Below are 15,645 nucleotides of genomic sequence, written 5' to 3'. Positions count from 1 at the left end.
GGGCGCATAGCGCGCCCTTTTGCTTACTTGCGGTTAATGGCGCGATAGCCGATATCGCGGCGGCAGAAGCTGCTGTTCCAGGAAACCGGCTGAGCCAGCTCATAGGCGCGCTTTTGCGCCGCCGCCACGTCCTCGCCCAACGCGGTGACGCAGAGCACCCGGCCGCCGTTTGTCAGCACCAGATCGTTCTCCAGGCGCGTCCCGGCATGGAATATCTTGCCGTCTTCTACCTCTTCCAGCGGCAGGCCGTGGATCTGCTCGCCGTTGACGTAATCGCCGGGATAGCCGCCTGCCGCCAGCACGACGCCCAGTGCCGGACGCGGATCCCATTTTGAATCCTGACGATCCAGCGTGCCGTCGCAGGCCGCCAGGCAGAGCTCGACCAGATCCGACTGCAGGCGCAGCATAATCGGCTGCGTTTCTGGATCGCCGAAGCGGCAGTTAAATTCAATGACCTTCGGCTGGCCTGACCCATCGATCATCAGGCCGGCATACAGGAAGCCGGTATAGACGTTGCCTTCTGCCGCCATGCCGCGCACCGTCGGCCAGATGACCTGATCCATTACGCGCTGGTGGATCTCGTCGGTGACGACCGGGGCGGGAGAGTAGGCGCCCATGCCGCCGGTGTTCGGGCCAGTATCGCCATCGCCAACGCGCTTGTGATCCTGACTGGTGGCCATCGGCAGCACGTGCTCGCCATCTACCATCACGATAAAGCTGGCCTCTTCGCCATCGAGAAACTCTTCGATAACGATACGGTGGCCTGCGTCGCCAAAGGCGTTGCCGGCCAGCATATCTTTGACGGCGGCCTCGGCCTCTTCCAGCGTCATCGCCACAATTACGCCTTTACCGGCAGCCAGGCCGTCAGCCTTGATGACGATTGGCGCACCTTTCTCGCGCAGGTAGGCCAGCGCCACCTCCACGTCGGTGAAGTTACGGTATTCCGCAGTGGGAATATGGTGGCGAGCCAGGAAATCTTTGGTAAAGGCTTTGGAGCCTTCCAGCTGCGCGGCGTCTTTAGTCGGGCCGAAAATTTTCAGGCCCGCCGCGCGGAAAGCGTCTACCACGCCGATAACCAGCGGCGCTTCCGGTCCGACGATGGTCAGATCGATCGCTTCGCGCTGGGCGAAGGCCAGCAGAGCAGGAATATCGGTCGGGCTGATATCGACATTTTGCAGCGCGGGCTCCAGCGCGGTGCCGGCATTACCGGGCGCGACGAATACCGTTTCCGCCAGCGGCGACTGCGCCGCTTTCCAGGCCAGCGCGTGTTCACGTCCGCCGTTGCCAATCACTAAAATTTTCATATTGCTCTCCGGGTAATTAATGGCGGAAGTGGCGCATGTCAGTGAAGATCATGGCGATGCCGTGCTCGTCTGCCGCGGCGATAACCTCATCGTCGCGAATAGAGCCGCCCGGCTGGATAACGCAGGTGACGCCAACGGCGGCGGCGGCATCAATACCGTCGCGGAACGGGAAGAAGGCGTCGGAAGCCATCGCCGAGCCTTTTACCTCCAGCCCTTCGTCCGCGGCCTTGATGCCGGCGATTTTAGCGGAGTAGACGCGGCTCATCTGGCCGGCGCCGATGCCGATGGTCATATTGTCGCGCGCATAAACGATGGCGTTGGATTTGACGAACTTCGCCACCTTCCAGCAGAAGAGCGCGTCGCGCAGCTCCTGCTCGCTCGGCTGGCGCTTGCTGACGACACGCAGCTGGCTCGCTTCCACCATGCCCAGATCGCGATCCTGTACCAGCAGGCCGCCGGTAACGCGTTTGAAATCGAGGCCGGGAACGCGTTCCTGCCACTGACCGCAAACCAGTACGCGAACGTTCTGCTTCGCCGCCGTAACTTTCAGCGCCGCTTCGCTGGCGGAGGGGGCGATGATCACTTCAACAAACTGACGGCTGATGATCGCCTGCGCGGTGGCTTCGTCCAGCTCGCGGTTGAAAGCGATGATGCCACCGAAGGCAGAGGTCGGATCGGTCTGGTAAGCGCGCTCGTAAGCCTCAAGGATCGATGTGCCAGCGGCGACGCCGCAGGGGTTGGCATGCTTGACGATAACGCAGGCTGCTTCGCTGAACGCCTTCACGCACTCCAGCGCCGCGTCGGTATCGGCAATATTGTTATAGGAGAGCGCTTTGCCCTGAAGCTGCTGCGCGGTCGCCACTGAAGCTTCCTGCACGTTCTCTTCTATATAGAAGGCGGCGTCCTGATGGCTGTTTTCGCCGTAGCGCATATCCTGCTTCTTAATGAAGTTGAGATTCAGCGTGCGCGGGAAGCGACCGGCGGGCCGATCGCGCTCGCCGTGGTAGGCGGGAACCAGCGAGCCGAAGTAGTTGGCGATCATGCTGTCGTAGGCCGCGGTATGCTCAAACGCCTTGATGGCGAGATCGAAGCGGGTTTCCAGCGTCAGGGAGTTCTCGTTGGCGTCCAGCTCGGCAAGGATGGCGTCGTAGTCGCTGCTCTTGACCACAATCGCCACGTCCTTATGGTTCTTGGCCGCCGAGCGCACCATAGTCGGGCCGCCGATGTCGATATTCTCTACCGCATCTTCCAGCGTGCAGCCTTCGCGCGCGACCGTCTGGGCGAAGGGATAGAGGTTAACCACCACCATATCGATAGGTTCGATAGCGTGCTGCGCCATAATGGCATCATCCTGGCCGCGACGACCCAGAATGCCGCCGTGCACTTTCGGGTGCAGCGTTTTGACGCGTCCATCCATCATTTCCGGGAAGCCGGTGTAGTCAGACACTTCGGTAACGGCAAGACCCGCATCGGCCAGCAGGCGAGCGGTTCCGCCTGTAGAGAGGAGTTCGACGCCGCGGCTGGAGAGCGCCTGAGCAAATTCGAGGATACCTGCTTTGTCTGAGACACTCAGCAGAGCGCGGCGTACAGGACGACGTTGTTGCATGGTGGTTTTATCCCTTGGCTTTGTTTCGCGTAAATAAGAGCGTTACATCAAGCTTAGCGATCTTCTTATGAATAAAAAGAGGCGAAACTTCAGGTAACGCCCCGAAAAGGGGCATCCGATACGTCGCGGGGCATTGTAGCGAAAACGTTTGCGTGCTGCTCGCAAAAATTCGTCTTGCGACGCATTGTGGATAACTTTGTGGGTAATCGCGTATAAGGCGGGCTTTTGCTGTGGAATGCAGCGAACGGTCATTTTTCTGCAATTTAGCTGTTGCGCTCTCTGAACGACTCCCTATAATGCGCCTCCATCGACACGGCACAACGGCTTACGGAAGGCAGTGTTGATAAGGCTCGGCAAGCTGAGCCGCCGGATGAAATCACTGAAAAAAAGTGGTTGACTCCGAAGGAGAGTAGCGTAATATACGCCACCTCGCAGCAGCAGGCTCCGCCGCTGACTGCACCGCTCTTTAACAATTTATCAGACAATCTGTGTGGGCACTCGAGAGCAGATATCAAAAGCCTCCGGGCTTTAAAAAATATCAAGCCTCACGAGTGGACACATAATGACATTCATTATGACGTTTTACAGATGAGCACCGCTTAACTTGTTTAAGCAAATCAAACTTAAATTGAAGAGTTTGATCATGGCTCAGATTGAACGCTGGCGGCAGGCCTAACACATGCAAGTCGAACGGTAGCACAGAGGAGCTTGCTCCTCGGGTGACGAGTGGCGGACGGGTGAGTAATGTCTGGGAAACTGCCCGATGGAGGGGGATAACTACTGGAAACGGTAGCTAATACCGCATAACGTCGCAAGACCAAAGTGGGGGACCTTCGGGCCTCACACCATCGGATGTGCCCAGATGGGATTAGCTAGTAGGTGGGGTAACGGCTCACCTAGGCGACGATCCCTAGCTGGTCTGAGAGGATGACCAGCCACACTGGAACTGAGACACGGTCCAGACTCCTACGGGAGGCAGCAGTGGGGAATATTGCACAATGGGCGCAAGCCTGATGCAGCCATGCCGCGTGTATGAAGAAGGCCTTCGGGTTGTAAAGTACTTTCAGCGGGGAGGAAGGCGATGCGGTTAATAACCGCGTCGATTGACGTTACCCGCAGAAGAAGCACCGGCTAACTCCGTGCCAGCAGCCGCGGTAATACGGAGGGTGCAAGCGTTAATCGGAATTACTGGGCGTAAAGCGCACGCAGGCGGTCTGTCAAGTCGGATGTGAAATCCCCGGGCTTAACCTGGGAACTGCATTCGAAACTGGCAGGCTAGAGTCTTGTAGAGGGGGGTAGAATTCCAGGTGTAGCGGTGAAATGCGTAGAGATCTGGAGGAATACCGGTGGCGAAGGCGGCCCCCTGGACAAAGACTGACGCTCAGGTGCGAAAGCGTGGGGAGCAAACAGGATTAGATACCCTGGTAGTCCACGCCGTAAACGATGTCGACTTGGAGGCTGTTCCCCTGAGGAGTGGCTTCCGGAGCTAACGCGTTAAGTCGACCGCCTGGGGAGTACGGCCGCAAGGTTAAAACTCAAATGAATTGACGGGGGCCCGCACAAGCGGTGGAGCATGTGGTTTAATTCGATGCAACGCGAAGAACCTTACCTACTCTTGACATCCACGGAATTCGGCAGAGATGCCTTAGTGCCTTCGGGAACCGTGAGACAGGTGCTGCATGGCTGTCGTCAGCTCGTGTTGTGAAATGTTGGGTTAAGTCCCGCAACGAGCGCAACCCTTATCCTTTGTTGCCAGCGATTCGGTCGGGAACTCAAAGGAGACTGCCGGTGATAAACCGGAGGAAGGTGGGGATGACGTCAAGTCATCATGGCCCTTACGAGTAGGGCTACACACGTGCTACAATGGCGCATACAAAGAGAAGCGACCTCGCGAGAGCAAGCGGACCTCATAAAGTGCGTCGTAGTCCGGATCGGAGTCTGCAACTCGACTCCGTGAAGTCGGAATCGCTAGTAATCGTGGATCAGAATGCCACGGTGAATACGTTCCCGGGCCTTGTACACACCGCCCGTCACACCATGGGAGTGGGTTGCAAAAGAAGTAGGTAGCTTAACCTTCGGGAGGGCGCTTACCACTTTGTGATTCATGACTGGGGTGAAGTCGTAACAAGGTAACCGTAGGGGAACCTGCGGTTGGATCACCTCCTTACCTGAAGATACTGCCTTTCGAAGTGCTCACACAGATTGTCTGATAGAAAGTAACGAGCAGAAAAACCTCTACAGGCTTGTAGCTCAGGTGGTTAGAGCGCACCCCTGATAAGGGTGAGGTCGGTGGTTCAAGTCCACTCAGGCCTACCAGATTTTTCCTCATGCTGCGTTGTGACGACGACTCGCATAGTGAACTATGCTTCGCATCGCCACGCCTTGCCTGAGAAAAAATCGCATTCCTCGCACAGAAGAATGCCACTCCTGGTAGTAGACGGTCTCTGCAGTAACTGTATGGGGCTATAGCTCAGCTGGGAGAGCGCCTGCCTTGCACGCAGGAGGTCAGCGGTTCGATCCCGCTTAGCTCCACCATACTGTTTTCTGAAATACTTCAGAGCGTACCGGAAACGGTGGGCTGCGAAGTATTATGCTCTTTAACAATCCGGAACAAGCTGAAAATTGAAACGACGCCCTGCGTTCATTCCCCGTAAACAGGAATAGAAGGCAGCGCGTTCGAGTCTCTCAATTAATCACATCCGCGACGTCGCAAGACGCCTGTGGGTTGTGAGGTTAAGCGACTAAGCGTACACGGTGGATGCCCTGGCAGTCAGAGGCGATGAAGGACGTGCTAATCTGCGAAAAGCGCCGGCAAGGTGATATGAACCGCTACAGCCGGCGATGTCCGAATGGGGAAACCCAGTGTGTTTCGACACACTATCGCAACATGAATACATAGTGTTGCGAGGCGAACCGGGGGAACTGAAACATCTAAGTACCCCGAGGAAAAGAAATCAACCGAGATTCCCCCAGTAGCGGCGAGCGAACGGGGAGCAGCCCAGAGTCTGAATCAGCTTGTGTGCTAGTGGAAGCGTCTGGAAAGTCGCAGGGTACAGGGTGACACTCCCGTACACGAAAGCACACATGCTGTGAACTCGAAGAGTAGGGCGGGACACGTGGTATCCTGTCTGAATATGGGGGGACCATCCTCCAAGGCTAAATACTCCTGACTGACCGATAGTGAACCAGTACCGTGAGGGAAAGGCGAAAAGAACCCCGGCGAGGGGAGTGAAACAGAACCTGAAACCGTGTACGTACAAGCAGTGGGAGCCTCTTTAATGGGGTGACTGCGTACCTTTTGTATAATGGGTCAGCGACTTATATTCTGTAGCAAGGTTAACCGTATAGGGGAGCCGCAGGGAAACCGAGTCTTAACTGGGCGTTAAGTTGCAGGGTATAGACCCGAAACCCGGTGATCTAGCCATGGGCAGGTTGAAGGTTGGGTAACACTAACTGGAGGACCGAACCGACTAATGTTGAAAAATTAGCGGATGACCTGTGGCTGGGGGTGAAAGGCCAATCAAACCGGGAGATAGCTGGTTCTCCCCGAAAGCTATTTAGGTAGCGCCTCGTGAACTCATCTCCGGGGGTAGAGCACTGTTTCGGCTAGGGGGCCATCCCGGCTTACCAACCCGATGCAAACTGCGAATACCGGAGAATGTTATCACGGGAGACACACGGCGGGTGCTAACGTCCGTCGTGAAGAGGGAAACAACCCAGACCGCCAGCTAAGGTCCCAAAGTCATGGTTAAGTGGGAAACGATGTGGGAAGGCCCAGACAGCCAGGATGTTGGCTTAGAAGCAGCCATCATTTAAAGAAAGCGTAATAGCTCACTGGTCGAGTCGGCCTGCGCGGAAGATGTAACGGGGCTAAACCATGCACCGAAGCTGCGGCAGCGACGCGTATGCGTTGTTGGGTAGGGGAGCGTTCTGTAAGCCGTCGAAGGTGTGCTGTGAGGCATGCTGGAGGTATCAGAAGTGCGAATGCTGACATAAGTAACGATAAAGCGGGTGAAAAGCCCGCTCGCCGGAAGACCAAGGGTTCCTGTCCAACGTTAATCGGGGCAGGGTGAGTCGACCCCTAAGGCGAGGCTGAAAAGCGTAGTCGATGGGAAACAGGTTAATATTCCTGTACTTGGTGTTGCTGCGAAGGGGGGACGGAGAAGGCTATGTTGGCCGGGCGACGGTTGTCCCGGTTTAAGCGTGTAGGTGTGTGTTCCAGGCAAATCCGGTTCACTTTACACTGAGGCGTGACGACGAGGCACTACGGTGCTGAAGCAACAAATGCCCTGCTTCCAGGAAAAGCCTCTAAGCTCCAGGCAACACGAAATCGTACCCCAAACCGACACAGGTGGTCAGGTAGAGAATACCAAGGCGCTTGAGAGAACTCGGGTGAAGGAACTAGGCAAAATGGTGCCGTAACTTCGGGAGAAGGCACGCTGGCGCGTAGGTGAAGGGACTTGCTCCCGGAGCTGAGGCCAGTCGAAGATACCAGCTGGCTGCAACTGTTTATTAAAAACACAGCACTGTGCAAACACGAAAGTGGACGTATACGGTGTGACGCCTGCCCGGTGCCGGAAGGTTAATTGATGGGGTTATCCGTAAGGAGAAGCTCTTGATCGAAGCCCCGGTAAACGGCGGCCGTAACTATAACGGTCCTAAGGTAGCGAAATTCCTTGTCGGGTAAGTTCCGACCTGCACGAATGGCGTAATGATGGCCAGGCTGTCTCCACCCGAGACTCAGTGAAATTGAAATCGCTGTGAAGATGCAGTGTACCCGCGGCAAGACGGAAAGACCCCGTGAACCTTTACTACAGCTTGACACTGAACACTGGTCCTTGATGTGTAGGATAGGTGGGAGGCTTCGAAGCGTGGACGCCAGTCTGCGTGGAGCCGTCCTTGAAATACCACCCTTTAATGGCTGGTGTTCTAACGTAGGCCCGTGATCCGGGCTGCGGACAGTGTCTGGTGGGTAGTTTGACTGGGGCGGTCTCCTCCCAAAGCGTAACGGAGGAGCACGAAGGTTGGCTAATCCTGGTCGGACATCAGGAGGTTAGTGCAATGGCATAAGCCAGCTTGACTGCGAGAGTGACGGCTCGAGCAGGTGCGAAAGCAGGTCATAGTGATCCGGTGGTTCTGAATGGAAGGGCCATCGCTCAACGGATAAAAGGTACTCCGGGGATAACAGGCTGATACCGCCCAAGAGTTCATATCGACGGCGGTGTTTGGCACCTCGATGTCGGCTCATCACATCCTGGGGCTGAAGTAGGTCCCAAGGGTACGGCTGTTCGCCGTTTAAAGTGGTACGCGAGCTGGGTTTAGAACGTCGTGAGACAGTTCGGTCCCTATCTGCCGTGGGCGCTGGAAAACTGAGGGGGGTTGCTCCTAGTACGAGAGGACCGGAGTGAACGCACCGCTGGTGTTCGGGTTGTCATGCCAATGGCACTGCCCGGTAGCTAAGTGCGGAAGAGATAAGTGCTGAAAGCATCTAAGCACGAAACTTGCCCCGAGATGAGTTTTCCCTGACCCCTTGAGGGTCCTGAAGGGACGTTGAAGACGACGACGTTGATAGGCCGGGTGTGTAAGCGCAGCGATGCGTTGAGCTAACCGGTACTAATGACCCGTGAGGCTTAACCTTACAACGCCAGAGGCGTTTTGTGAGACGCGAGATTTTCAGCTTGTGACGGATATATCTGCGCGGCCCTGCGGGCGGCGCGGAAACAGAATTTGCCTGGCGGCCTTAGCGCGGCGGTCCCACCTGACCCCATGCCGAACTCAGAAGTGAAACGCCGTAGCGCCGATGGTAGTGTGGGGCCTCCCCATGCGAGAGTAGGGAACTGCCAGGCATCCAACTGCGATAACCCTGACCTCACGGTCAGGGTTTTTTGCGTTTGGGCTTTCCCTTTTCTCTCCTTTCCCTCTCCTGTTTGCCACTTTAAGCTGAAAGATTTTCATAAACTGCATGAAGCCTCGACAACTTCCCGCTGCCAGGGTAATGTTGGGCATCTGGATGTCTAAACGTATATACGGTTGTAAAGAGGAAAGTCGCACATGCCAATCAGGGTTCCCGACGAATTACCGGCAGTAAAGTTCTTACGTGATGAAAACGTGTTTGTCATGACCTCGTCGCGTGCCAGTGTTCAGGAAATCCGTCCGTTGAAAGTTTTGGTGCTCAATCTGATGCCAAAGAAGATTGAGACGGAAAACCAGTTCCTGCGTTTGCTTTCAAACTCGCCGCTACAGATCGATATCCAGCTGCTGCGTATCGACAGCCGCGAGTCGCGCAATACGCCAGTGGAGCATCTCAACAACTTCTACTGCAACTTTGACGATATTCAGCACGATAACTTTGACGGCCTGATTGTCACCGGCGCGCCGCTGGGCCTGGTCGACTTCAATGATGTCGCCTACTGGCCGCAGATCCAGCGCGTGCTGCACTGGGCAAAAGAGCACGTCACCTCAACGCTTTTTGTCTGCTGGGCAGTACAGGCGGCGCTCAATATTCTCTACGGCATCCCTAAGCAGACACGGCAGACTAAACTGTCGGGCGTCTATGAGCATCAGATTTTGCATCCGCACGCGCTGCTGACGCGTGGTTTTGACGATAACTTTCTGGCGCCTCATTCGCGCTATGCTGACTTCCCGACGCAGCTGATCGCGGACTACACCGATCTGGAACTGTTCGCCGAGTCTGAACAGACCGGCGCCTATCTGATGGCGAGCAAAGACAAGCGCCTGGTTTTCGTTACCGGCCACCCGGAATATGACGCGCTGACCCTGTCAGGCGAATACCACCGGGATTACGAAGCAGGCCTGCAGCCGGAAGTGCCTTTTAACTATTTTCCCCAGGATAATCCGGAGCTGCCGCCGCGCGCCACCTGGCGCAGCCACGGCAATCTACTGTTCTCTAACTGGCTGAACTATTACGTCTACCAAATCACGCCATTCGATCTGCGCCGGATGAATCCCACGCTCGAATAATCATTTTCCTCGTTTGTCCTTACCGTGCCAGCTGCAAAGCTGTCACGGTTTTTTTATGTCTCCTCTTTTTGAAAATGCCTCCCTTTAAATAGAAAACTTTAACTTCATTCGCTTCAGGGATTTAACTGAAACTTTACCTGAAAATGGAAATAGTTTTTGATTTTAAGAAAAGAGTGAATATGCTTGGATCCTGTAGCTCAAAAATTATCCTCTAACCGGATCGCTGTGACAGGATCCGATCGGCGACAGGAGCGATCTCATATGACCGACACGATAATTCATAGCGATCTTACCTTCACAAAACCCTTCTCCCATGCGGAACAGCAGCTGTTCACGCCAGAGGCACAGCAGTTTTTGCTTGAACTGGTCACTCATTTCTCCGCTGAGCGGGAAAGGCTGCTTGCCCTCAGGCAGCAGCGGCAGCAGCGTTATGACGCCGGCCAGCTTCCCGACTTCGATATGGAAACCGCTTCCATTCGTGAGAGCGCATGGCGTATCGGCACCATCCCGCATGACCTGCTGGATCGACGCGTGGAAATTACCGGGCCGCCGGAACGCAAAATGGTTATTAACGCCCTGAACGCTAACGTGAAAGTTTATATGGCGGATTTCGAAGACTCGCTGACGCCGCAGTGGGACAAGCTGATGGAGGGGCAGCAAACGCTGCGTGAGGCGGTCAGTGGAACGCTCAGCTTTACCAGCGAAACCGGGAAGATCTACCAGCTGCGCGCCGACCCTGCGGTGCTGATGTGCCGCGTGCGCGGTCTGCATCTGGAAGAAAAACATGTGCAGTGGCAGGGCAAAGCGATTCCCGGCGGGTTGTTTGATTTTGCGCTCTACTTTTTCCACAACTTCGCCACGCTGCTCAGCAAAGGCAGCGGCCCATATTTCTATCTGCCGAAAAGCGAAAGCTGGCAGGAAGCTGCCTGGTGGCGCGAGATCTTTCGCTTCACTGAGGATCGCTTCGGACTGGCGCGCGGCACCATTAAGGCCACGGTACTGATTGAAACCCTGCCAGCGGTCTTCCAGATGGATGAGATCCTGTGGAACCTGCGCGACCATATTGTTGGCCTTAACTGTGGCCGCTGGGATTACATCTTCAGCTACATCAAAACGCTGCGCCAGCATGGCGACCGCATTCTGCCCGACCGGCAGTCGATTACCATGGCGCAGCCTTTCCTGGATGCTTACTCACGGCTGCTGGTAAAAACCTGCCATCGGCGCGGTGCGTTCGCCATGGGCGGTATGTCAGCTTTAATCCCGGCCAAAGAGAGTGGGCGTAATGAGTGGGTATTGCAGCGCGTGCGTGAGGATAAACAGCGTGAGGCTGATAACGGTCACGACGGTACCTGGATTGCCCATCCTGGACTGGCTGATACGGCAATGGCGGTCTTTGACGCTGCGCTCGGCGAGCGTAAAAACCAGCTCGACCTGCTGCGCGAAAGCGATGCGCCCGTAGACGCCGCACAGCTGCTGGCGCCCTGCGCAGGCGAACGTACCGAGGCCGGAATGCGGGCCAATATCCGCGTCGCGCTGCGCTATCTGGAAGCCTGGCTGGGCGGCAACGGCTGCGTGCCGATCGACGGCCTGATGGAAGATGCCGCCACGGCAGAAATCGCCCGCACCTCCATCTGGCAGTGGATCCATCATCAGCAAACCCTGAGCGACGGTCAGCCCGTCACCGCCGAAAGCTTTCTGCGCATGCTGGATGAAGAGCGACGCCAGCTCAACGATGCGCGTTACGACGACGCGGCGCGGCTGATGGCGCAGATCACCACCGAAGACGAACTGGTTTCATTTCTTACTCTGCCGGGCTATCGCCTGATCCCCTGAAAAAGGAGCCGTTGCCATGACTCGTACCCAACAGATCCAGCAGCTTGAACAAGCCTGGCGCGCACCGCGCTGGGAAGGCATCACGCGTCCCTACAGCGCTGAAGAGGTCGTTAACCTGCGCGGCTCGGTCAATCCAGCCTGTACGCTGGCGCAGCGCGGGGCGGAAAAGCTCTGGTCGCTGCTCAACGGCACCGCGCGCAAAGGCTACATTAACAGCCTCGGCGCACTGACGGGTGGCCAGGCGTTGCAGCAGGCGAAAGCGGGCATTGAAGCGATCTACCTTTCGGGCTGGCAGGTGGCGGCGGATGCCAATCTTGCCGGGCAGATGTATCCCGATCAGTCGCTCTATCCCGTGAACTCGGTGCCGGAAGTGGTGCAGCGCATCAACCAGACTTTTCAGCGCGCCGATCAGATCCAGTGGGCGAACGGCGCTCAACCGGGTGAAGCGGGCTACATTGACTATTTCCTGCCGATTGTTGCTGATGCCGAAGCGGGATTTGGCGGCGTGCTCAACGCTTTTGAACTGATGAAGGCGATGATTAGCGCGGGTGCCGCAGCGGTACATTTCGAAGATCAGCTGGCGGCGGTGAAAAAATGCGGCCATATGGGCGGAAAGGTGCTGGTGCCGACGCAGGAGGCGATACAGAAGCTGGTGGCGGCACGGCTGGCGGCTGACGTGATGGATGTACCGACCATCCTGTTAGCGCGCACCGACGCCGATGCAGCCGATCTGATTACCTCTGACTGTGACGACTATGACCGGCCTTTTATTCGCGGCGATCGCACGGCGGAAGGCTTCTTCCGCACGCACGCGGGCATTGAGCAGGCGATCAGCCGCGGGCTGGCCTACGCGCCTTACGCTGATGTGCTGTGGTGCGAAACCTCGACGCCAGATCTGGCGCTGGCGCAGCGCTTCGCCACCGCCATTCACGCACGCTATCCCGGCAAGCTGCTGGCCTACAACTGCTCGCCCTCCTTTAACTGGAAAAAGAACCTCGACGACCGCGCCATTGCGGGATTCCAGCAGGCGCTGAGCGAGATGGGCTATCGCTTCCAGTTCATCACCCTGGCGGGCATTCACAGCATGTGGTTCAACATGTTCGACCTGGCGCACGCCTATGCCCAGGGAGAGGGCATGCGACACTACGTCGAGAAGGTGCAGCAGCCGGAGTTTGCGGCGCGGGATAAAGGCTACAGCTTCTCATCCCATCAGCAGGAGGTCGGGACGGGCTACTTCGATCGGGTCACCACCCTGATCCAGGGCGGCCACTCATCAGTGACGGCGCTGACCGGCTCGACCGAACAGCACCAGTTTTAACGCTAAACCAGATGGCCTGCCCGACGCGTTCGGGCGGGCTTTTGCGGGAGCTGCCTGTGCCACCACGCGAATCCTTAATTGCCCATACCATCCTGCAGGGCTTTGACGCGCAGTATGGTCGCTTTCTTGATATTACCGCTGGCGCGCAGCAGCGCTTTGAACAGGCGGACTGGCAGGCGGTGCAGCAGGCGATGAAAACGCGCATCCACCTCTACGACAGCCACGTCACGCTGGTGGTGGATCAGCTGCGCATACTCAACGATGCGGCCCACTGGGACGACAGGTTCTGGCTACAGGTCAAACAGGATTACGAAGCGCTGCTGCCGGACTATCCGCGCGCGGAAATCGCCGAAAGCTTTTTTAATTCCGTTTACTGTCGTCTGCATGGCCACGCGCACCTACAGCCGCAGCGGCTGTTTATCTTCTCGACCCAGCAGCGCGCCGCGCAGCCTGCACGCCCGCTGGCGCGTCGCTATCAGCCGCAGCACGGCTGGCAGGCGATGCTGGAGCAGGTGCTGGCCGATACCACACTGACGCTGCCCTGGCAGGATCGCGCGCGCGACGCCAGCTATATCCTGCGTCATCTGCAACAGCATTTCAGGCTGGAGGGCGGCTGGCTGGAGGTGGCCAGCGAACTCTTTTTCCGAAACAAAACCGCGTGGATTGTGGCGCGTTTACACCTGCCGCACGCCATTTTTCCCTGTCTGCTGCCGGTTCAGCGTACCGCGCAGGGTGAGCTGTGGATCGATACCTGCCTGACGGATGCGAACGATGCCAGCATCGTGTTCGGCTTCGCCCGCGCTTATTTTATGGTGTACGCGCCGGTGCCCGCGGCGCTGGTGGCGTGGCTACAGCCGATTCTGCCGGGCAAAACGCTCTCTGAGCGCTACATGGCGATTGGCTGTCAGAAGCACGGCAAAACCGAAAGCTACCGCGACTATCTGCATGCGCTGGCGCACAGCGATGCGCCATTTGAAATAGCGCCCGGCGTGCGCGGCATGGTGATGCTGGTCTTTACGCTGCCGGGCTTTGATCGCGTCTTCAAGGTGATTCGCGATCGCTTTGCGCCGCAGAAAGAGGTGACAGAGGCGCAGGTGCGCGCCTGCTATCAGCAGGTCAAAGAGCACGACCGCGTCGGGCGTATGGCGGACACGCTGGAGTTCGAGCAGTTTGCGCTGCCGCTGGCGCGTATTCCGCCCGCGCTGATGGCGGAGTTCCAGTCCAGCATTGCCACAAAGATGCATATCGACGGCGACCGCCTGATTGTCCGCCATCTTTGGCTGGAGCGGCGTATGCAGCCGCTCAACCTCTATCTGGCGCAGGCGAACGCCGAACAACGCCGGCACGCGGTTGAGGAGTATGGCAATGCCATCAAACAGCTGGCGGCGGCCAATATCTTTCCTGGCGATATGCTGTTTAAAAACTTCGGCATGACGCGGCACGGGCGCGTGGTGTTTTACGACTACGATGAAATCCGGCCAATGGATGAGCTGCACTTCCGCGATGTGCCGCAGGCGCGCTATGACGAAGATGAAATGAGCGCCGAACCCTGGTACAGCGTCGGCCCGGACGATGTCTTTCCTGAAACCTTTCGCTACGCGCTGTGCAGCGAAGCCGCTACCGGCGCGCTGCTGCAACAGCTGCATCCTGAACTCTTCGAGGCGGGCTGGTGGCGGGCACAGCAGCAGCGCATCCGGCAGGGACATGTGGAGGAGACGATTGCCTGGCGTCAGGCGCAGCGCTTCAGCGTGCGCTACGCCCGCGAACTGGCTTAGCGGCCGCTGTAGGCCAGCGTCACCTGACGCGCCTCACGGATAACCAGCGCGCCCAGCTCGGTAATGCGATCGTCCGTCATACGCGCCACCGGCCCGGATATCGACAGGGCGGCAAAGGGTTCGCCGTGCTCGTCGTAGACTGGCGCGGCGACGCAGCGCAGTCCCAGCGCGTGTTCCTCATCGTCAAAGGCGAAACCGCCTTTGCGTACCTGTGCCAGATTAGCCTTCAGGCTCTGCGGCGACATCAGGGTGTTGGGCGTGTAGTGATGGAGACCTTTCTGATGCAGCAGCGCGGTGACCTGCTCATCGCTCAGGTGCGCCAGAAAAGCCTTGCCCGCGCCTGAGGCGTGCATTGGCAGCTTGCCGCCAATGGGGGCCGACATGCGCATCAGCTGGGTACACTGCACCTGGTCGATGATCACTGCCTGATAATCGCTGAGATCCAGCACGGCCAGATTGACCGTTTCGCCCGAATTTTCCATCAGCCTGCGCAGCACGGGATGCACCAGCGCCAGCAGGTTTCGGCTCTGCAAAAAACTGCTTCCGACCACAAAGGCGTGCGCGCCGATCGTCCACAGGCCGAGATCGCCGGTCTGATGCACGAAACCCTGCTGCTGCATCGTCGTCAATAAACGGTGCGTGGTGGAGTTAGGCAAACCCGCCTGCTGCGCCAGTTCGGTCAGCGCTACGCTGCCGTGGGAGTCGGCGATCAGCTCCAGCAGATGCAGGCCGCGTTGCAGAGACTGCACCTGGCCGCTGGCAGGCGGAGCGGCGGGTGTGCCGCGCGGTTTTTTGCCGCGTTTAGCGGGAACGGGCGTAGCCATTGAG

At 57.6% G+C, this 15,645-nt stretch carries 7 protein-coding genes, 2 tRNA genes and 3 rRNA genes; 9 read left to right on the top strand and 3 right to left on the bottom strand.

From position 1 onward, the window contains the following. Positions 1–23: 23 nt before the first annotated feature. Positions 24–1,304 carry a phosphoribosylamine--glycine ligase gene (gene purD / locus LB453_RS20710; protein WP_103797633.1) on the bottom strand — a complete coding sequence of 427 codons (1,281 nt, stop codon included), beginning with the start codon at positions 1,302–1,304 and terminating at the stop codon, positions 24–26. Between the two features lie 16 nt (positions 1,305–1,320). Beyond that, on the bottom strand, positions 1,321–2,910 hold the full coding sequence (gene purH / locus LB453_RS20705; protein WP_103797632.1) for a bifunctional phosphoribosylaminoimidazolecarboxamide formyltransferase/IMP cyclohydrolase: 1,590 nt from the start codon (positions 2,908–2,910) through the stop codon (positions 1,321–1,323). A gap of 625 nt (positions 2,911–3,535) precedes the next feature. Between purH and LB453_RS20700 the strand changes: the two genes are divergently transcribed. The 9 genes from LB453_RS20700 to aceK all read left to right on the top strand — a co-directional run bounded on the left by LB453_RS20700 (position 3,536) and on the right by aceK (position 14,817). Next, a 16S ribosomal RNA gene (locus LB453_RS20700) occupies positions 3,536–5,077 on the top strand. A gap of 72 nt (positions 5,078–5,149) precedes the next feature. Further along, a tRNA-Ile gene (locus tag LB453_RS20695) sits at positions 5,150–5,226 on the top strand. Positions 5,227–5,369: 143 nt separating this feature from the next. Next, positions 5,370–5,445, top strand: a tRNA-Ala gene (locus LB453_RS20690). 196 nt (positions 5,446–5,641) lie between these two features. Beyond that, positions 5,642–8,548, top strand: a 23S ribosomal RNA gene (locus LB453_RS20685). Positions 8,549–8,640: 92 nt separating this feature from the next. Beyond that, positions 8,641–8,756 (top strand): 5S ribosomal RNA (gene rrf / locus LB453_RS20680). Together the 16S, 23S and 5S rRNA genes with 2 tRNA genes alongside form the textbook arrangement of a ribosomal RNA operon. 205 nt (positions 8,757–8,961) lie before the next feature. Beyond that, positions 8,962–9,891 (top strand): homoserine O-acetyltransferase MetA, encoded by a 930-nt coding sequence (gene metA / locus LB453_RS20675; protein ID WP_103793633.1) that lies wholly within the window; start codon positions 8,962–8,964, stop codon positions 9,889–9,891. 261 nt (positions 9,892–10,152) lie between these two features. Then, positions 10,153–11,724: a malate synthase A gene (aceB, locus tag LB453_RS20670; RefSeq protein ID WP_103793634.1), complete on the top strand. Its 1,572-nt coding sequence runs from the start codon at positions 10,153–10,155 to the stop codon at positions 11,722–11,724. A 16-nt stretch (positions 11,725–11,740) separates the two neighbouring features. Then, positions 11,741–13,042 (top strand): isocitrate lyase, encoded by a 1,302-nt coding sequence (aceA, locus tag LB453_RS20665; RefSeq protein ID WP_103793635.1) that lies wholly within the window; start codon positions 11,741–11,743, stop codon positions 13,040–13,042. 56 nt (positions 13,043–13,098) lie between these two features. Then, on the top strand, positions 13,099–14,817 hold the full coding sequence (aceK, locus tag LB453_RS20660) for a bifunctional isocitrate dehydrogenase kinase/phosphatase (protein ID WP_103793636.1): 1,719 nt from the start codon (positions 13,099–13,101) through the stop codon (positions 14,815–14,817). On the opposite strand, the gene iclR is transcribed toward aceK, so the two are convergent. Beyond that, positions 14,814–15,641 (bottom strand): glyoxylate bypass operon transcriptional repressor IclR, encoded by an 828-nt coding sequence (gene iclR, locus LB453_RS20655; RefSeq protein ID WP_103793637.1) that lies wholly within the window; start codon positions 15,639–15,641, stop codon positions 14,814–14,816. The genes aceK and iclR overlap by 4 nt on opposite strands. Positions 15,642–15,645: the final 4 nt, after the last annotated feature.

Source organism: Pantoea agglomerans, from assembly GCF_020149765.1.
GTDB lineage: Bacteria > Pseudomonadota > Gammaproteobacteria > Enterobacterales > Enterobacteriaceae > Pantoea > Pantoea alvi.
This window is presented reverse-complemented; position numbering and strand designations above follow the sequence as displayed.